Source organism: Enterococcus sp. MSG3290, assembly GCF_050555565.1.
Classification (GTDB): domain Bacteria; phylum Bacillota; class Bacilli; order Lactobacillales; family Enterococcaceae; genus Enterococcus_B; species Enterococcus_B faecium.
Genome location: NZ_CP187862.1, coordinates 2,076,732 through 2,096,205, shown reverse-complemented (window position 1 = coordinate 2,096,205; position 19,474 = coordinate 2,076,732). Strand labels below are relative to the sequence as shown.

Here is a 19,474-nt window from a genome sequence, read left to right as displayed (position 1 = left end):
TGGAACTCGCTCCTTTTATATTATTTTTATTACGATACTATCATGACATACATCTATAGCAAACAGTTAAAAACTTCCTGAAATAAGGCTTTTTCATTCCTAAAACCTATAAAATTACAATTTAATTTTATTGAATATGTTATTTTAATAACTAGTTAACATAATATGTAGTTTCTTATACGGAATAAGCATGAGTTGTCTTGTTTGTTTAGTGCTATTTAGTTTTCTTCTTTATATTTCCTAACTTACGTTTGTGTAATGTAAAAAAGAATGGGTGTTATTCATGCTGGATTATTCGAAAGAATCAGTAAATGATTATTTTCTAATCGACATGAAGCCTTTTTATGCGAGTATCGAGTGTATAGAAAGAAATTTTGATCCATTAACAACAGAACTTGTTGTTATGAGTCGCGCTGACAATACTGGTTTAGGATTGATATTAGAGCTTCTTCTCCTGAAGCAAAAAAGCGGTATGATATTACAAATGTGAGTAGACCACGTGATTTATCACAACTATTTCCTAAAACATCATACGTTGTTCCACCACGTATGAACCTATATATCAAGCGAAATATGCGGGTAAATAATATTTTCAAAAGATATGTGGCTGACGAAGATCTACTGATGTATCCAATCGATGAACCCATTTTAAAAGTGACCAGATCACTGAATATTTTTACGACTGAAGGAACAAGAAGTCAGAGAAGGAAAAAATTCGTTCAAATGATCCAAGAACGTATTAAAGAAGAATTAGGATTGATTGCTACGGTAGGTGTCGCGGAGATAATCCCCTTTGGCCAAACTCGCCTTAGACAATGAAGCGAAGCACAATGAAGGGTTTATTGCTGAATGGACGTATCAAAATGTTCCTGAGAAAGTATGGAATATTCCTAAAATGACGGTCTTTTGGGGCATAGGGTCTCGAATGAAAAAAACTCAACCAGATGGGGATCATGAGTATTAAAGACCTTGCTAACTGGAATCATTATACGATTAAGAGTAGGTTAGGTGTGATTGGCTTATAGCTGTACTTTCATGCAAATGGTATTGATCGAACTGACATAGCAAATTATTACTGAGATGATTAAAAAAACTAATTTATAAGCAATGAAAACGTTGACTTATAAAATGAAATAAAGTATATTTATTTTGTAAGAAAAGAAAAAAGAACTTGAGATAGCGACGCAGTTATCTCTAGAGTTATGTTACTGATAAATCAGGCAGAACTCAGAACTAATATCAAGTAAAGCTTTATGATTAAAAGCTTATTTGATATTGGATCTGAGTTCTTTTTTCTGGAAAGGAGAAACTAATGAAAGTTAAAAAGATTATCAATAACAATGTAGCTTTAATTGATCGGGGAGGAAATGAAGCAATTATCTATATGACAGGGATTGCTTTCAAAAAAAAAGTTGGCCAACGCATTAATGATTCCGAAATTGAAAAAACATATGTTTTAGATTCGAAAGACCGTTTAGAACATTTTAGCTATTTGTTATCGCATTCTGATGATAGACTGATCTCTATGATCAACGAGCTCGTTAGTTATGGAGAAAAGGAAATCGGTAAAAAAGCAAATGATTATCTTTATTTAGCTTTATTAGATCATCTCTCCTTTGCATTGAAACGCTCAGAAAAAGGACAATATCTTAGAAGTCCGCTCTTTTGGGAAGTTAAAAAGTTTTATCCAGTTTATTACAAAATCGGTTTGGAAGCTTTAAAAATGATGAAGAAATATTTTAATCATTCCTTTCCCACAGATGAAGCTGTTTCAATTGCCTTACACTTTGTTAATCTTCAAGAAAGTCAGGTCAATTTTGATGAACAGATAGAAGATATGGAGACACTAAGAGACATGTTGAATATCATCAAATATCATTTTAGTTTATCTATTGACGAAGAGAGCATCAACTACATGAGGCTAGTGACACATTTACAGTATTTTATTGAACGATTAAGAAAAAAACAAGCATACGTTGAAAATGAATCTCAGTTATTTGAACAAGTAAAAAAACTATACCCTAAAGCATATACAGCTGTAGAAAAGATAGAAATATATGTAAAAGGAAAGTTCAACACCTATTTATCTCAAGATGAATACACTTATTTGATGATTCATGTTAATCGCGTAGCGGAAAGAGGCGACAATAATGGATAAGTATCATGATTTTAACAAACATATTATTGAACTTGTTGGAGGAAAAGAAAATATAGAGGCAGTAGTTCACTGTATGACACGGTTGCGTTTTACTCTTATCGATAAAACGAAAGCGCAAACAAATAAGCTTAAAAACTTAGACGGTGTGATTGATGTAGTTAGCAATAACGTTGCTTATCAAATCATCATAGGTACACATGTTAACGATGTATATAAAGAATTGATGACTCAATTAGAACTATCTCCCAAAACTACTTTAGAAGAGCAAAGTGGAAAAAAAAATCCAATAAAAGCAGCACTTGATGTCATATCTGAATCTATGACACCGATACTTGAACCTATTATTTGTGCTGGATTACTTGCTGCTGTTTTATCCATTGCTTCTTTAACTGGAATAATATCACCAGACAGTTCAACCTATCATATTTTTGATGCTTTGCGGTCTGCTGTATTTTATTTTCTACCTATTTTAATGGCTATGAGCTGCGCAAAACGATTAGGAGCAAGTCCTTATTTAGCAGTAGCACTTGCTGCTACTATACTTTCAAGTTCTATCAATGATGTGAAAGGACTGGAGTTATTTGGTATTGGATTACCTCAAATTACGTATTCTAATAGTTTTATCCCTATTTTACTAGCTATCTGGTTTATGGGGTACGTAACTAAAGTAGTTAAAAGAGTTATACCTAACACACTCCAATACTTTTTAACCCCTTTGTTAGTAATGTTAATTACTTTACCAGCAACGTTATTGATTTTTGGACCTTTAGGATTTTATATGGGAGAAGGAATCATTGGATTTTTTAATCTACTGATGAAATATGTAGGTAGTTGGTTTGTCATGATGTTATACTCTGCTCTTCAACCATTTATTATAATGTTGGGCGCAGGAAACTTTATCATGCCGGTTGTAGCTTCTCTAATTGCAGCAAATGGGTATGACCCTGCATTTATATCTTCATGTACAATCTCAGATATTGCTGTTGGGGGAGCAATGCTTGGGTATTTCTTAAGAACACGGAATTTAAAACAAAAACAATTATTTGGGACAGTAACACTTTCTGCAGTACTTGGTGTGACTGAACCTGCTATCTATGGTGTCTTTGTTAAATATCGTCGACCATTTGTTGCAGTAATGATTGGAGGAGGACTTGGTGGATTATTTGCTGGTTTGACTAGTGTTAAAGCTTATTCTGTTGCTTGGGGTTTATTTGGCCTCCCAGCGTATATAGGTGAAGGAGATTTCATGAACTTCTGGTTTATGTTAGCGGCAGTCGTGATTAGTTTTGCTGGATCAGCTGTAGCTGCTTATCTCTTAGGCGTCCCTGCACAAGAAGAGGATCAGGAGACAATCAACCATATAATAGCTGAAAAAGGGAAAGATAAAAATCTGCGCACTTCTTCATTGGGTAATGTAGTAGAAGGAGAAGTGATTTCTTTAAATGAAGTTAAAGATCAAGCTTTTTCAACAGGAGCTTTAGGAAAAGGGATTGCAATCAAACCAATAGATACACATCTTTATTCTCCAGTGGATGGGGAAATCACGGTAGTTTTTCCAACGAATCATGCAATAGGTATCCAATCACAAGATGGAATTGAAATACTAATCCATATTGGGATCGATACAGTAGAGTTAGAGGGGAAATATTTTAATTTAAATATAAAACAAGGAGATAAAATTCAAAGAGGACAACTCCTTGGAACAGTAGACTTTGATAAAATACAAGAAGCTGGTTATGATACGTCTACTATTGTAGTTGTCACGAATACCGATAGCTATTTAGACGTCATTCCTTCAAATTCAGAACAAGTAATAAAGACAGATAATCTACTAAACGTCATTTTATAGAAGGTGAAAAAATGAAATTGAAAAAGAATTTTTTATGGGGTGGAAGTATTGCTGCACATCAATGTGAAGGAGCCTGGCAGGAGGGAGGAAAAGGACCAGCTATCATGGATTATGTCAGACAAGGAAGCTATCAGGTCCCACGCCAAATCGATACAATAATTTCTTCTGAAGCTACGTATCCCTCACATATGGGTATTGATTTATATCATCAATACAAGTCAGATATTCGTCTGTTTAGTGAAATGGGATTTACAGCATTAAGAATATCAATAGATTGGTCTCGTATCTTTCCTAATGGAGATGATGAGCAGCCGAATCAAGAAGGAATTATGTATTATATAGATGTGGTGGATACGTTGTTGTCTTATGACATTGAGCCAATTGTAACATTATATCACTTCGAGATGCCAAAAAATTTAGTCCAAAAGTATGGTTCATGGACTAATCGAAAAGTAATTGAACTTTATTTGAAATTTTGTCAAACTATGTTTGAATCTTTAAAAGGAAAAGTCCACTATTGGGTTACATTTAATGAAATGAATCATATTGATCCTCAAACAGAAGCTACAGATATTTTTACGTATATTATCGCAGGTTTGAAGTATTCTGAACTCGAAAATAAATCGCAGACATTGGCTGAGATCGGATACAATATGACAGTGGCTAGTTGTTCGGCAATAGTTTTAGGAAAAAAAATAGATCCAGAAAACAAGATTGGTTGCGTATTTGGAATCGAACCTGTTTATCCAGTAGATTGCAATCCAACAAATGTGATGAATGCTTTTAAACAAATGGATCGAGATTTCTATCAAATAGATGCTATGTGCACAGGAAAGTTTCCAGACTATAAAATCAATGAATATGCAGACCAAGGAATAAAGTTGACCATAACAGAGAATGATAAATATATGTTCTCTAAAGGAACACTTGATTTTATTGGTATGAACTATTATGCATCATCTGTTGCGAAGTACGAAGGAGCAGCTGAAGAAAAGAGTGCCTTATTTGGCGGTCTTCAAAACCCGTATCTTGTGACTAGTAAATGGGGATGGACCATTGATCCGACGGGTTTACGGTATCTGCTGAATTACACTTATAGAAAATATGGACTCCCTATCATAATTACAGAAAATGGATTAGGTGCCATAGATGTTTTGACAGATGATAAAAACATACATGATGAATATCGCATCGAATACTTAAAACAGCATATTCAACAAATGAAGATTGCAATTGAAGAAGATCAGGTAGATTGCTTTGGGTATCTCACGTGGGCACCCATAGATTTAGTAAGTGCTACAACAGGCGAAATGAAAAAAAGATATGGGTTTATCTATGTAGACAAAGACGATGAAGGAAATGGAACCTTAGAAAGGTACAAAAAGGACTCTTTTTATTGGTACAAAGAAGTGATTGGTTCCAATGGAGATATTTTGTAATACCTGTTTAACATAGAAGGAGTTATAGTAGTTATATTCATATAACAAGTAGTTAGCTAAGAGTAATATTACTAAAGGACCAAAGTTCTATCTTAAAAAAATAACTATCTTTAATATATAAAATCAGCAAATCATAACCACCCTTTAAAAAAGAGGGGCAGGGTGTAGACAAAAGTATCAGTCTACACTCTGAGATGTAAGAAATATCATAAGATATTTCTTACATCTTTTTGTTTTGAGCAGGACTTTAGATAATTTTATTAATATATGCTAGCATGCTTTTGTAAGAAAAAGAAAGAGGGCGTATTAGTTATGTATCTTAAAATTACGGAACAAGCACAAGAAAGATTACAAAAATATATTGATGAAGGCGCAACAATTATATTGGATTTAGATGATGGCGTTGGGGAATATTCTAAAATGGGTGTTTGCTCTTTAGATACTAGTTTTCGTTTACTTCTTCTTGATAAAGAACAGAGAAAAAATGATTATAAACTCCAATTAGATAGTGATATTGGGGATGTTTATATAAAAGATTATTCAAAAATGTACATGGATGAACATATGACCCTTTCTTTAGATCCACGTCTAGGTGTATTTACTCTTGAAAGCCCAAGTGGTTCTTTAGACAGTCATGTTCAATTAGTAGATCTACGACCAGAAAAATTCTCTGGAATAAAACAATAACTTTCTCTCTATTGTCCATAAAACTAGTCTCAATCAAGCTGTATTGAAAAAACAAGACAACATTCATACCATGGTAAATAAAAAAGACGACACATTTTGTCGTCTTTTTTTAAATTAACTATTTTCGATAAAAGATCGCATAGCTTGTGCCATTATTTCTGGCTTTTCTCTATTCAATTCATGTTTTCCGTTTTTAATAAAGAGTAGCCGGCCATTCGTTGAAAGTTTATATAAACGTTTTGCTGCTGGTTTATTCGCATGATCTTTGGTACCACATAAAATCAATTTAGGAAGTCGTGATGTACGAAGCTGTTTTTTGCAGTCTAATGTTTCAAGTGAACGAAGTAGGGTAAGGGTTTGTTTTTTAGATAGACCTAATTTTTCAAATATCTTAGAAGGTACGCAGTAAAAATAAATATTCTGGAAAGTAAGCAATAAGCGATTAGGAGACTCAAATTGTGGAGCGACTAAAACAACCTTTTTTAAATATGGAGAAGGAGTTGCAAGATAGTTTAAAGCAATAACAGCGCCTAAAGATAATCCACATAAAATAAAAGGTTCCTTTATCTGATTCAATTGTACTTCGATGTATTTGGTTAAGTCGTCTAAAGTAGCAGTGTCTGTGCTGTTTAAATGATTGAACAATGAAAGACTTTTGCAAGAATAACTATTGGGTAGATAAGAGATTACATCTTTCCATGATTGTTCGTCTTGGCCTAGACCATGCAAAAAAACAATTTTCATATTGCTCTCCTTTTTATAGTTATCATATAGACTTTCTTTGTACTATTAAAATATAAACATTCATTTCTTATGTCATAAAATAAAAAAACAGCGCAGACACATTGTTAAACCAACATGCTGCACTGTTTAAGGAAGCCACTTGCCGGGCTTGAACCGGCGACCTCTTCCTTACCATGGAAGCGCTCTACCAGCTGAGCTAAAGCGGCATTATCATTAATACAAATAATAGGATAACGAATATTAATGTATTTGTCAACAGAATTTTTTCGAAAAAATGTGTTTCTCTAATAGGAAAACAGATTTTAGAAAAAATAAAAATAACAAAAAATGCGAACGGTTTCTTTGATAATATAATAAAAAAATTCAAAAAAAGTATTGCGTTATTTAGAAGAAATTGATATTATATTCATGTACTTGATTCCGGCATAGCTCAGTTGGTAGTAGCGCATGACTGTTAATCATGATGTCGTAGGTTCGAGTCCTACTGCCGGAGTAAATAAAGCTTATGCAAAGAAAAAGAAATCCAATCACTTGGGTTTCTTTTTCTTTTATTATTATGATGAATCAAGCTTTCTGTTTTTGTCACGTATGTTGTAATCTTTACGAAAGAGTAGAGTTGGCTACTCATAATCAACCATACTTCCCATCATCGCTAAATACGAAATAAATCAGCATTCCTACACCAATCAAAGCACAAGCTGCACCAAGAAAAGGGATGACATTCCCAAAGTTATCTGTATTCATAAGTATGCCACCACCCACAAACAAAAAGCCGCCAGCAATCAGGTTTTTCATTTTATTCATCTCCTTTCTTACGTTATAGTATTTCCTTCTTTCAATGAGTATTTTGAAAGCTATCTTATTGTATGATGTTCTTCTAGGCCTCTTCTTTATTATACAGGCCATTTTCGTTATCTCATAGAAATATTCCTTTTTATCTGAAAACTATTGTATACCGTATGACATTTTTCTTCATGAAGTTGTAAGTATATTCTCATTCAAATGAAAATTTCATCATAGAAGAGATTGTATTTCTAAATTCTTAAGAGTAAAATACGAAGTATAACTTGGATTTGGAAGGATGATTGGATGAAAGCTATTACGCCTGATATGACAACAAAATTTAACAAACAGTTTCAAGCAAATATCAAACAGCAGGCATTGCAGCGGGCAGTTGTGAAGAACGGAATTACTGCTTCTGCTGAAAATGTTTCAGCACATGTGGAGAATACACCGGTATTTTCTATAGATTTGGCTACGGGGAAAGTGGCTAATCAAATGCAATCGGGGCGTTGCTGGATGTTTGCTGCACTGAACACATTCCGTCATAAGATGCTGAATCAATTCCATTTAAAAGAGTTTGAATTATCACAAAATTACACTTTTTTCTGGGATAAATATGAAAAGGCAAATTATTTCTATGAAAACATCATTGCAACAGGAAAAGAGGCAATCGATAGCCGGAAAGTAGCTTTCTTACTCGCTACTCCTCAACAAGATGGCGGCCAATGGGATATGATCGTTTCATTATTCCAAAAATATGGCGTTGTGCCTAAATCGGTGATGCCGGAAAGTGCGAATAGTTCAAATTCTCGAGATTTGAATAACTACTTGAACAAATTACTGCGTAAAGATGCAGTAGTGTTACGGAAAATGGTTGCTCAAGGAGAAACATTAGACGCTATTGAAGAAAAGAAAGAAGAAATGCTAGAAAGCATTTATAACTTCTTAGCTATCTCATTAGGAACACCTCCAAAAGAATTCGATTTTGAGTACCGCGATGAAGAAAAGAACTATCATCTTGACCGAGGACTGACACCACAAATTTTTTATGATAAATACATCGGTGTAAAATTAGATGATTATGTTAGCGTGATCAATGCACCAACAAAAGACAAACCATTCAATCGTTCTTATACAGTAGAGATGCTAGGAAATGTCGTTGGCGGGAAAGAAGTCAAATATCTGAATGTTGATATGGAAACTTTCAAAAAATTAGCGATTGCTCAGCTTGAAGAAGGAGAATCTGTTTGGTTTGGTTGTGATGTAGGTCAATCTTCTACTAGAACTAGTGGCATCATGGCCTTAGATGCTTATTCAATGGATGATCTATTTGATACGGATTTTACAATGACTAAAGCTGAACGTTTAGATTTTGGAGAAAGTCTGATGACCCATGCGATGGTATTGACCGGTGTTGACTTAGTAGACGGGCAATCAACAAAATGGAAAGTCGAAAATAGCTGGGGCGAAAAAGTTGGAAAGAATGGCTTCTTTGTTATGAGTGATGCCTGGATGGACGAATATACGTACCAAATCGTTGTAAGAAAAGATTTATTGACGAAAGAGCAATTAAATGCGTTCAATGAAGAACCAATTGTTCTATCTCCGTGGGATCCAATGGGTGCTTTAGCATAGACGAGTATTTCAATGAAGAGTATGTAGTAAAGATAAAAAGAGCTGGCTTAAGCCAGCTCTTTTTATCTTTAAAGTCCATTCCCTGTTTTTTATGGTCCCTGTGCTATAATTCTAAATAAAGGATAAGGATTGGAAATAATCCTTTTATCATTAAAAATATGATGACGAAGTAGAATAAAATTGGGAGTAGGGGGGAAAGTCATGGATATCCAAACTGTTTTATCTGATTTGAAATTAAATGGTAAAGTGATTCCAGTTGTTGGTGGCGATGTTAATCAGACCTATCGTATAAAAACCGAACATCGTGCTTATTTTTTAAAAATCCATCCGAATGTAAAAAAAGGATTTTTTGAAGCAGAAGTAGACGGATTAAAAGAACTGTCAGCATTCGTACGTGTACCGGATACGTATATGCTAGGTGAAACAAGTGAAGGCGCTTATTTGTTAATGGAATGGATCGAGCCGGGAAAAGGGGATCAACGAGATCTTGCTGCAGCTTTAGCTAATCTCCATCAGCAAACAGCGCCACAATTTGGTTTTCGTAAAGATAACTATTTGGGTACACTTGTTCAGAAAAATTCTTTTGAAGAAGATTGGTGGACTTTTTTCTTTAAAGATCGGCTTGAATCCCAGATTTCTTTGGCAGAAGAAACGAATCGATGGAATGTACAGCGTCAAGAAAAGTATCTGCGATTTAAAGAACGTGTATTGAAATCGGTTGAACCAAAAAAGATCACTCCACGCCTCTTGCACGGAGACCTGTGGAGTGGTAATGTGTTCTTTGACCAGCAAGGGCATCCAGTTTTTGTCGACCCAGCTGTTTCTTATGGGAATCGGGAACAAGATATTGCAATGAGCCAGTTATTCGGTGGTTTCCGACCGGAATTTTTAGATGCTTATCAAACTATATTTCCATTAGAAAAGGGATGGAAAGACCGACTGCCGATTTACCAGTTATATTATCTTTTGGCACATTTGAATATGTTTGGAGAAAGTTACGGTTCCCAAGTAGATCAATTACTAGAAAATTTTTAAGAGGAGGGCGTGTTTTTGGCAAAAAAATATACCAAAAAGCATGAAGTTTCATATTATGAGTGTGACATCAACCAAACGATGACATTTCCTTCGATGTTAGGAGTAGTTATCAAAACGTCTGAAGATCAAAGCGACCAGTTGGGAAGAGGCAGTGAATTCGTCAATAGCTTTGGACTTACTTGGGTCATCACGAATTATTCCATGGAGATTAATCGTCTCCCTAGAGTCGGTGAAGTAATCTCAGTAACGACTCAAGCCATGGAGTACAATAAGTTTTTCTGTTATCGGAACTTCTGGATCCATGATGAAGATGGGAAAGAATTAGTCAAAATAGAATCTGTTTTCGTATTGATGGATTTTGTGAATCGAAAAATGAGCAGTGTTAATGAAGAGATCATTGCTCCTTTTGAGAGTGAGAAGATCAAGAAAATCAAGCGTCAGGAAAAAATTGAAAAGATTGATTCGGGCTTCATGTTGCCATATCGTGTTCGTTTTTATGATATCGATAGTAATCAGCATGTTAATAATGCGATGTATTTTAATTGGATCATTGACGTATTAGGATATGACTTTTTGACTACGCATGTTCCAGAAAAAGTAATTATTCGATTTGATAAAGAAGTAGAGTACGGGAATGAGATCGAAAGCCATTTTGAACAAATCCCTATCGAAAATGGTGTCAAAACAAAACATGAAATCCGAATGCAAGAACAGCTGTATTGTGAAGCAAATATTATATGGAAAAATAAATAAAAAAGAGGTTGTGACAGAAGGGGGCAACTTCAAGAAATAAGAAGAAATTTACGAAAATTGTTTCTCAAATTTTTGTAAATTTTCGACTTAGTTTTCGAAGAAGCTATTTTTGTCACAGCCTCTCTTTTTAAGTTTAGCTATTAGATAATGATGTTTAGTTTTGGATAAACGAAATCAATTCTTCACCCGACAAACCATAGTTTACAGCAATCAATAGTTTTAAACGTGCTTTTTGACTATTAATACTGTTACAGAAAATAATCCCCATTTTTTCTAGTTCTTTTCCCCCGCCTTCATAATCATAAACAGGCTCTGCGATTCCATTGAAACAACGAGAAACAAGTACTACAGGGATTTTTTGGACAAGAAGCTTTTCCAAAGCAGCTAAGGCTTGTGGAGGGAGATTCCCCGCACCTAAAGCTTCGATTACCAAACCGTCTACTTTCGTATGGGCGATGGCTTCCAATAAGTCCCCTTGCATCCCAGCATATGCTTTAACGATCGGGATAGTCCCATCTACAGCGGAAATGTCCAGTCGCTTTGTTTCTAAAAGTTCCTGCAAGAATAAAATTCGATTCTTAGTTACTAAGCCGATGGGACCCAATGTAGGTGTTCGGAAAGTAGCAACATTTGTGGTATGGGTCTTTGTCACGTAGCGTGCAGAATGGATCTCATCGTTCATGACCACCAAAACCCCCTTATCTAGCGCTTCTTCACAACTTGCGACACGAATCGCACTTTCAAAATTATAAAGGCCGTCACTTCCAAGTTCATTACTTGAACGCATTGCCCCAGTCAAAACAATTGGTAATTTGTCGCCAATCGTTGTATCAAGAAAAAAAGCAGTTTCTTCTAATGTATCTGTACCGTGTGTGATCACCACTCCGGATATACCTGATGCATAAGCGGACAAGATACGTTCTTTTAATACCAACATGTGAGAAGGCATGATGTGTGGTGAGGGAAGATTGAAGATATCTTCAACTAATAATTCTACATGCTTGGGGATTGTGATTTCTGCATCTAATAATGGGTTTGCCACATCAGGACTAACACCGCCCGTGAGCATGTTTTCTTTCATGGCGATCGTTCCGCCGGTGTGTAGTACAAGTATTTTTTTCATTTTACAGACTTCCTTACGAATAATTTTGCATAGCCGTTAAATCTTATTGTATACTATATAAAAGAGTTTTGCTATCAGTGAAGAATAACGAATAGCCTAACTTATCATAAAAAAGCTGACCTTATTAAAATGGAAAAGACTCAACCTTGACCTCCTAATACAATGGAGTATCTGGTTGAGTTTCTTTTACAAGAAAGCAGCCAAGGAAATCAATCACGAAGGTGGCCGGAAATGATCAGAATCGGATTAACATCGTTTAAAGAACATGACAAATTAACTGGTAAAAAGAATAACACTCTTTATGAATATGCAGGGTTTCTACCCTTAGTGGAATTAGATACTGCCTATTATGGAATTCCCCGAAAGTCCTCAGTTGAGAATTGGATAAATGAAGTACCTGAATCATTTCGCTTTGTAGTCAAAGTCTATCAAGGAATCAGCGGTCAAGGAGACTGGAAGCCTTATTATCAGACCGAAGAAGAGATGATTGCGCATTTTTTAGATGTTATGTCGCCGATGGTAGATGCTGGGAAGATGTTTTGCTTTTTAGTCCAATTCCCCTCATCATTCAAATGTACGAAAGAAAATGTCCAGTACTTGCGCAAACTTAGAAAGTGGTTTGAGGGTTATCCTGTTTCTATAGAATTGCGGGATTATTCTTGGTACAGCGATGAATTTCTTGAACGTACAAGAAACTTTATGTCTAAAGCCGCTTTTTCTTTAGCCATCATCGATGAGCCACAGTTGCTGAATACAACGATTCCTTTTGATCCATTTGTCACCAATCCGAACTTTGCTCTTTTTCGATTCCATGGTAGGAATGCGCAAGGATGGCAAGCAAATGATAAAGAGTGGCGTAAAAAAAGAACGTTATATCGTTATTCAGAAAAAGAACTGCAAGAACTAGCACATGAAGTCAAAGTAGTTGATTCTAAGACAAAAGAGGTAGGTGTGATTTTTAATAACAATTCTGGTGGTGATGCGGCTGAAAATGCATTAGCACTGCAAAAAATATTAAATATCAAGCCAGATGGACTCAATCCAACCCAAATGGATCTGTTTTAAGGGCTTATTTTATTCAAGAAAGGGGCGAAGTCTATGATCAAAGCTATTTTTTTTGATATTGACGGAACATTGGTCACCAATCGTTCAAAAGCGTTGGAATCAACAAAACAAGCAATTGAATATGCTCGGAAAAACGGCATTTTATGCGGTGTAGCAACGGGGCGCAGCCCAGTAAAGATCAAAGAAATCATTGATGAATTGGAATTAGATATGTATGTCGTGTATAATGGTCAACTGGTTTTTACTGCAGATCGCACGATTATCGACCACCCTTTTGAACAAAAAGTATTGGAACATATTGTTGAATTTGCAGATGAGAACCATCGACAAATCGTTTTTGGTGCAAGAAATCGGTTAGATGGATCAACGACGATGCTATTAGGACAATCGATTTTTATCAAGCGACTAGTCAGCTTTTTACCGCGTAAATTCCCGGTACGTCTGATGAAAAAAATCCTCCAGGTTTTTAGCCCTCACCGACAAAAGGATCGTTATGAAACGTTAGAGATATTAAAAGAACCAATTTATCAATGTATATTGCTCAGTCCGGAGTCAGAACAGAAAAAGTTAGAACATCGCTTTCCCAAGTGTACGTTTCAGCGTTCAAATACGTATACTGTAGATATCATCCCAAAAGGTGGTTCAAAATTACTAGGCATCCAAGCTTTCGCAAATGCTGTCGGAATTGAAATGGAAGAAATTATGGCATTCGGCGATCATTACAATGATATCGAGATGCTGAAAGGTGTAGGAATTGGAGTGGCCATGGGGAATGCTCAGATCGAAGTAAAACATGCTGCAGACTTTGTGACTCAATCAAATGAAGAAGATGGGATATACGAAGGACTGAAACACTTCGGTCTGATTTATTAGTCAATGAAAGAAGGAAAAAATCAGTATGGAAGCAGAGACACCTTTTCAAAAAGTAGAAACATTCCACAAAACTTTTGATCCAAGAAGACCAGAGATACCCACGGCTTTTACAGAAAATGAAGCTCATACACGTGCTGCGTTCAAAATAGAAGAACTTGTTGAATTTGTTGCAGCTACTTCACCTAATAAAGAACAACTGCATGAAGCTGTTATGCTGCTGCACGAAGCATTAGATAAAGCAGAAGAAAAAATACTTGGTAAAACACAGTGGGGAAGTGATCCGCTGATTGAACAAGTAGATGCACTGACAGATATCCTTTACTTTACTTATGGTTCTTTTTCATTACTAGGAATAGTGCCTGATCGAATATTCGAAATCGTCCATCAGGCAAATATGGGGAAATTATTTCCAGATGGAAAACCTCATTATGACCCTGTAACAAATAAAGTGTTGAAACCTGAAAACTGGCAGATGGAATATGCTCCAGAACCTAAAATCGCGGCAGAAATCCAACGTCAGATTCAAGAAGCGATTGCTAAGAAAAAATCCGCTGATATAGGCATGTGCACAAATGAAAAAGAGTGATCAGAGTTTCACTATTTTTGTTATCTTTATACGATGGAAAAACAAAAGATTTTCGTTTAAGTTAGTGAATGCATGAAAATAGTATGCTATAATCTAGAATAGATGTCTTTTGCACGAGAGACGTATTATTTGGATTTATGCCAAGCAGAACGCCATCTGTTGCATAAAAGATGCATACTGAAAACGGAGGAACCATAAATGGGAAATAATGTTATCATCGGAATCGTCATTGCAATCATTATAGTCGCCATTGTCGTCTTTTTGGTTAGTTACTTGATGAAGAAAAAAAACCAAGATCGATTGGATGCCTTAGAAAAACGCAAGGAAGAATTATTTGACTTGCCAGTGATTGAAGAAGTCGATGATGTTAAAAAAATGCATCTGGTTGGGCAAAGCCAAAATACCTTTCGTGAATGGAGTCAAAAATGGAATGACATATCTACTTCCTCGTTCGCTGAACTAGAAAGTCAAATTTTCGAAGTGGAAAACCTCAATGAAAGTTTTCGGTTCTTAAAAGGAAAAAAAGCAGTTGTTGAAGCAGAAGCTACAATGGACCAAATGGAGAAACAAGTGACGGAAATCCGTGAAGGTCTAAAGGAATTGCGGGAAACGGAAGAACGCAACTCACTAGCTGTTCAGCAGGCACTTGACGTCTATGAAGAACTGAAAGAAAAAGTCAGAGAAGACGAGCATGAATACGGACCAGCTCTTTTTGAATTGCAAAAACAGATCAAAGTGATCGAAAAAGAATTTACGCAGTTTGTGACTTTAAACACTTCTGGAGACCCTGTTGAAGCCCGCGAGGTTTTGGATAAAGCAGAAAAACATACGTATGAAGTGGAAGCTCTGATGAAAAAAATTCCACCGCTGTATGAGGAGCTCCATACCACTTTCCCTGAACAACTTGAAGAAATCAGTGATACTTACGAGAAATTGATGGAAGAACAATATGTATTCCCAGAAGAAGATCTTGCTGAAGATATCGCAAAAGTAAGTCGAAGAATTGAAAATTCATTAGCCAATCTTGAAAAAACAGAAGTTGAAACGGTCGAATTTGAAAACCGTGAAACAGCTGATTTGATTGATTCGTTATATGATATCTTAGAACGGGAAATGGAAGCTCAGAGATATGTAAAAACTAACCAATCAACGATTGCAGAGTATATCAAACATACAACAAAGAATAACCGTCAATTATTGATTGAGCTGGATCACACATCTCAAAGCTATACATTGAACCACAATGAAATTGGCCGTGTACGAGGTTTCCAAACCGAAGTGGAAGAAATGGAACGTCAAAATGAACAGATGATTCCACAGATCCGTCAACACGAAATTCCTTATTCAGAAGTGCGCACGTTCTATAAAACAGTCTTCAAAGTCTTAGAAGATATCGAAAAGCAACAAGTAGAGATCGACGACTCATTACATGAATTGAGAAAAGGCGAAAAAGAAGCGCAAGAAAAGATCGATACATTCGAATTCAAATTGCGCAGTTTGAAACGTTTTGTAGAAAAACAACGTTTGCCTGGCTTGCCGAATGATTACCTAGAATTCTTTTTTGTTGCTACTGACCGTATTGAAGAACTAAGTGTTGTCTTGAATAAAATTCGAGTAAACATGGAAGAGGTCAATCGTTTAGTTGCTCTATGTGAAGAAGATCTAGAATTATTAGATAAGAAGACACATGATTTAGTAGATGCAGCAGCATTAACGGAGCAAATGCTCCAATATGCAAATCGTTATCGTCATACACACGAAGAAGTGAGAGAAGCAATTGATAAAAGCTACTATTTATTCAATAAAGAATATCACTATCAAGAAGCATTAGACGAAATCGGTACAGCATTAGAGCGAGTAGAACCAGGTGCTTTCAAACGCATCGAAGATTTTTATTTCAATCATCCAGACTTAGTATAAAGCAAAAAAAGTTAGTAAACCAGCAAGAGCAAGACGGATTATTGTCTTGTTCTTGTCTTTTTTTGTATATTTGAAAATTGAAACAAGTGAAAATTTCACCTGCTCTTGAAAGCACCTTGGACAACCGTTATAATAGAAAAGAATTTCAAAAAAGAGGGGTTTCTTATGATATATTTTGATAACAGTGCAACAACCCCAATCTTTCCGCAAAGCTTAGATGCATATGTAAAAACCAGTCAGCGGATTATTGGGAATCCATCAAGCTTGCATGATTTAGGCAATCAAGCTAACCGGTTGTTGCAGCAAGCAAGAAAGCAGATCGCTGATTTGATCCATGTAGAACCAGAAGAAATCTATTTTACTTCAGGCGGAACAGAAGGAGATAACTGGGTATTAAAAGGAACGATGATCGAAAAAAGAGAATATGGGAATCATATGATCATTTCAGGAGTCGAACATCCGGCCGTCAGCGAGACAGCAGAACAATTAAAAGAATTAGGAATCGAAGTAAGTATCGCCCCAGTGGATAAACGCGGATTTGTACGTGTCGACGAATTGAAAGAATTAATAAGAAAAGAGACAGTATTAGTCTCTGTTATGGCTGTGAATAATGAAGTAGGATCGATTCAGCCCATCCAGGAAATCAGTGATCTTTTGGATGATTTTCCTAAAATTCATTTCCATGTAGATGCTGTTCAGGCGATTGGAAAAGTACCATTCTCGCAATGGTTGACAGAAAGAGTTGATTTTGCAACATTTTCAGCTCATAAATTCCATGGCCCACGGGGAACTGGTTTCATTTATTGGAAAAAGGGTCGTCGTTTAGCACCATTACTGACAGGTGGAGGGCAAGAAAGAAATCAGCGAAGTGGGACAGAAAATGTTCCAGGTATTGTGGCTATGGCTAAAGCTTTACGTTTATCATTAGAGATAAAGGAACAAAAACCTGAGCAGACACAACGCTTAAAAGTAGCTCTAATCAATGCGTTGAAGACGTATGAGAAAGTGACGATTTTTTCAGAAGGAACTGACTATGCACCGCATATTTTATGTTTTGCTCTAAAAGGAATTCGCGGCGAAGTTCTCGTCCATGCCTTAGAAGAAAAACAAATATTTGTTTCTACTACTAGTGCCTGCTCCTCACGTAAACATATGGCAAGCAGTACATTGCACGCAATGCATGTACCAAATGATCTGGCTACATCTGCTGTTCGAATCAGCTTAGATGAAAACAATTCGCTTGCAGAAGTCGAGCAATTTATGATTATTTTCAAGCAGCTTTATAAGAAATTTTCTGCAATCAATTAAAAGAGGAGTGTTCTTGTGAAATACAGTGAAATTATGGTCCGTTATGGGGAACTTTCGACAAAAGGAAAGAATCGAAAAAGCTTTATCATGCAACTAGCACAAAATGTCAGACAAGCTTTGAAAGACTTTCCAGAAATCAAAATCCATGCTGATCGGGACCGGATGCATCTTTTATTGAATGGCGCAGACGGGCAGCTAGTTATTCCAAAACTAGCAAAAATATTTGGGATCCAAAATTTTTCTCCAAGTATTCGTGTAGAAAAAGATGTCGAAGTTTTAAAACAAGCTGTTCAAGACATCATGAAAGAAATTTATACTGGGAAAGAAACATTTAAAATTATCGCTAAAAGAAGCGATCACCAATTTGAATTGACAAGTAATGAATTGAATCAAACATTAGGTAATGCTGTTTTTGATATTTTCCCGCATATCCAAGTTCAAATGCGTCAACCAGATATTCCATTACGTGTAGAGATTCGGCGTGATGGCGCTTATCTATCGTATGAAACGATCAAGGGAGCTGGAGGATTGCCCGTAGGAACAAGCGGAAAAGGAATGCTTATGCTTTCTGGGGGGATTGATTCTCCTGTAGCAGGGTACTTTGCCATGAAGCGGGGAGTGGAAATTGAAGCTGTTCATTTTGCTAGTCCGCCGTATACAAGTGAACAATCACTGCAAAAAGCAAAAGATCTAACAGCCAAACTAGCACCTTATGTGGGAACGATCCATTTTATCGAAGTGCCATTTACCGAGATTCAAGAAGAAATCAAAAAGTCAGTGCCACAAGGATATTGGATGACAATTACTCGTCGAATGATGTTGCGTTTGACCGATGAAATTCGCCGTATTCGTCATGGTTTAGTCATTTTGAATGGTGAATCATTAGGTCAAGTGGCTTCACAAACTTTGCAAAGTATGGTGGCTATCAATGAAGTAACGAATACGCCAATCATTCGGCCTGTAGCGACAATGGATAAACTTGAAATCATTGAAGTAGCAGAACAGATCGATACATTTAATCTTTCTATCCAGCCTTTTGAAGATTGCTGTACGATTTTTGCTCCTCCACAGCCAAAAACACGCCCTCAACTGGAAAAGGTCCATCAATATGAAGAGCGTTTAGCAATAGATGAAATGATCCAACGAGCACTAGCTGGCTTGAAGATGGAAGAGATACAAGCAGAATCGTCTAATGAAAAAACTGAAGAATTTTCAGAATTGCTATAAGAGGTTATGAAAATAGTGTTTTGACCAGAGTATTAGAGAAACAAAACGAAAAAATAGCTCCATGTATTTTACCGTTTTTGAACTAATGTCGAAGATTAGCTGATTGAATACCATTTATCAAGAAGTTATGGAAAAGCCGGTTCTTTTTTACTAACTGAAAAATAAAATTTTATTTAGAGATCAAGCTACAGTTGATAAATGATATAAAAAAGAGAATTTCCCATGAAATAGCGAGGTTGTGACAGAAGTGGGCAGCTTCAAGAAATAAGAAGGAATTTACGAAAATTGC

The 19,474-nt window shown here is 36.0% G+C and carries 16 protein-coding genes, 2 tRNA genes and 1 pseudogene; 15 read left to right on the top strand and 4 right to left on the bottom strand.

The features are described from left to right. Nucleotides 1–283: 283 nt before the first annotated feature. The 5 genes and pseudogenes from IGL31_RS10100 to IGL31_RS10080 form a co-directional block, all read left to right on the top strand. A pseudogene (locus IGL31_RS10100) lies at nt 284–1,022 on the top strand (type VI secretion protein ImpB); the annotation flags it as partial. A gap of 290 nt (nt 1,023–1,312) precedes the next feature. After that, nucleotides 1,313–2,158: a PRD domain-containing protein gene (locus IGL31_RS10095; RefSeq protein ID WP_086300232.1), complete on the top strand. Its 846-nt coding sequence runs from the start codon at nt 1,313–1,315 to the stop codon at nt 2,156–2,158. Further along, the gene (locus IGL31_RS10090; protein ID WP_002294087.1) at nt 2,151–4,007 is read left to right on the top strand and encodes a PTS beta-glucoside transporter subunit IIBCA; all 1,857 of its coding nucleotides are present in this window, start codon (nt 2,151–2,153) and stop codon (nt 4,005–4,007) included. Before IGL31_RS10095 ends, IGL31_RS10090 begins: the two co-directional genes overlap by 8 nt. A gap of 11 nt (nt 4,008–4,018) precedes the next feature. Then, nucleotides 4,019–5,446, top strand: a complete 1,428-nt coding sequence (locus IGL31_RS10085; RefSeq protein ID WP_002294086.1) for a family 1 glycosylhydrolase — start codon at nt 4,019–4,021, stop codon at nt 5,444–5,446. Nucleotides 5,447–5,758: 312 nt separating this feature from the next. After that, a complete protein-coding gene (locus tag IGL31_RS10080) occupies nt 5,759–6,133 on the top strand; it encodes an iron-sulfur cluster biosynthesis family protein (RefSeq protein ID WP_086300231.1) in 375 nt (124 codons plus the stop codon). A gap of 114 nt (nt 6,134–6,247) precedes the next feature. On the opposite strand, the gene IGL31_RS10075 is transcribed toward IGL31_RS10080, so the two are convergent. Both IGL31_RS10075 and IGL31_RS10070 read right to left on the bottom strand, forming a co-directional pair. Beyond that, nucleotides 6,248–6,877: an alpha/beta fold hydrolase gene (locus IGL31_RS10075; RefSeq protein ID WP_002287965.1), complete on the bottom strand. Its 630-nt coding sequence runs from the start codon at nt 6,875–6,877 to the stop codon at nt 6,248–6,250. A 133-nt stretch (nt 6,878–7,010) separates the two neighbouring features. Continuing rightward, a tRNA-Thr gene (locus IGL31_RS10070) sits at nt 7,011–7,083 on the bottom strand. 213 nt (nt 7,084–7,296) lie between these two features. Between IGL31_RS10070 and IGL31_RS10065 the strand changes: the two genes are divergently transcribed. Continuing rightward, a tRNA-Asn gene (locus IGL31_RS10065) sits at nt 7,297–7,370 on the top strand. A 137-nt stretch (nt 7,371–7,507) separates the two neighbouring features. On the opposite strand, the gene IGL31_RS10060 is transcribed toward IGL31_RS10065, so the two are convergent. Beyond that, nucleotides 7,508–7,672 (bottom strand): hypothetical protein, encoded by a 165-nt coding sequence (locus tag IGL31_RS10060; RefSeq protein ID WP_002296289.1) that lies wholly within the window; start codon nt 7,670–7,672, stop codon nt 7,508–7,510. Nucleotides 7,673–7,966: 294 nt separating this feature from the next. Between IGL31_RS10060 and IGL31_RS10055 the strand changes: the two genes are divergently transcribed. From IGL31_RS10055 to IGL31_RS10045, 3 genes are all read left to right on the top strand, one after another. Beyond that, on the top strand, nt 7,967–9,295 hold the full coding sequence (locus IGL31_RS10055; RefSeq protein ID WP_002294080.1) for a C1 family peptidase: 1,329 nt from the start codon (nt 7,967–7,969) through the stop codon (nt 9,293–9,295). 201 nt (nt 9,296–9,496) lie between these two features. Next, a complete protein-coding gene (locus tag IGL31_RS10050) occupies nt 9,497–10,330 on the top strand; it encodes a fructosamine kinase family protein (protein ID WP_002287963.1) in 834 nt (277 codons plus the stop codon). A gap of 15 nt (nt 10,331–10,345) precedes the next feature. Next, nucleotides 10,346–11,083 (top strand): acyl-ACP thioesterase domain-containing protein, encoded by a 738-nt coding sequence (locus IGL31_RS10045; RefSeq protein WP_002287962.1) that lies wholly within the window; start codon nt 10,346–10,348, stop codon nt 11,081–11,083. Between the two features lie 154 nt (nt 11,084–11,237). Here the strand turns inward: IGL31_RS10045 and IGL31_RS10040 are convergent, their stop codons facing one another. After that, nucleotides 11,238–12,206, bottom strand: a complete 969-nt coding sequence (locus tag IGL31_RS10040) for an asparaginase (protein ID WP_002298855.1) — start codon at nt 12,204–12,206, stop codon at nt 11,238–11,240. A gap of 231 nt (nt 12,207–12,437) precedes the next feature. Here IGL31_RS10040 and IGL31_RS10035 point away from each other — a divergent pair, with 231 nt between their 5' ends. The 6 genes from IGL31_RS10035 to thiI all read left to right on the top strand — a co-directional run bounded on the left by IGL31_RS10035 (nt 12,438) and on the right by thiI (nt 19,185). Beyond that, nucleotides 12,438–13,271, top strand: a complete 834-nt coding sequence (locus tag IGL31_RS10035; RefSeq protein ID WP_002307060.1) for a DUF72 domain-containing protein — start codon at nt 12,438–12,440, stop codon at nt 13,269–13,271. Nucleotides 13,272–13,304: 33 nt separating this feature from the next. After that, nucleotides 13,305–14,144 carry a Cof-type HAD-IIB family hydrolase gene (locus tag IGL31_RS10030; RefSeq protein WP_086300230.1) on the top strand — a complete coding sequence of 280 codons (840 nt, stop codon included), beginning with the start codon at nt 13,305–13,307 and terminating at the stop codon, nt 14,142–14,144. A gap of 25 nt (nt 14,145–14,169) precedes the next feature. Continuing rightward, nucleotides 14,170–14,730 (top strand): haloacid dehalogenase, encoded by a 561-nt coding sequence (locus IGL31_RS10025; RefSeq protein ID WP_002298858.1) that lies wholly within the window; start codon nt 14,170–14,172, stop codon nt 14,728–14,730. Between the two features lie 198 nt (nt 14,731–14,928). Further along, nucleotides 14,929–16,650 (top strand): septation ring formation regulator EzrA, encoded by a 1,722-nt coding sequence (locus tag IGL31_RS10020; RefSeq protein ID WP_002287957.1) that lies wholly within the window; start codon nt 14,929–14,931, stop codon nt 16,648–16,650. 165 nt (nt 16,651–16,815) lie between these two features. Beyond that, the gene (locus tag IGL31_RS10015) at nt 16,816–17,958 is read left to right on the top strand and encodes a cysteine desulfurase family protein (RefSeq protein WP_002294077.1); all 1,143 of its coding nucleotides are present in this window, start codon (nt 16,816–16,818) and stop codon (nt 17,956–17,958) included. Nucleotides 17,959–17,973: 15 nt separating this feature from the next. Then, nucleotides 17,974–19,185: a tRNA uracil 4-sulfurtransferase ThiI gene (gene thiI / locus IGL31_RS10010; RefSeq protein ID WP_086300229.1), complete on the top strand. Its 1,212-nt coding sequence runs from the start codon at nt 17,974–17,976 to the stop codon at nt 19,183–19,185. The last annotated feature ends 289 nt before the right edge of the window (nt 19,186–19,474 follow it).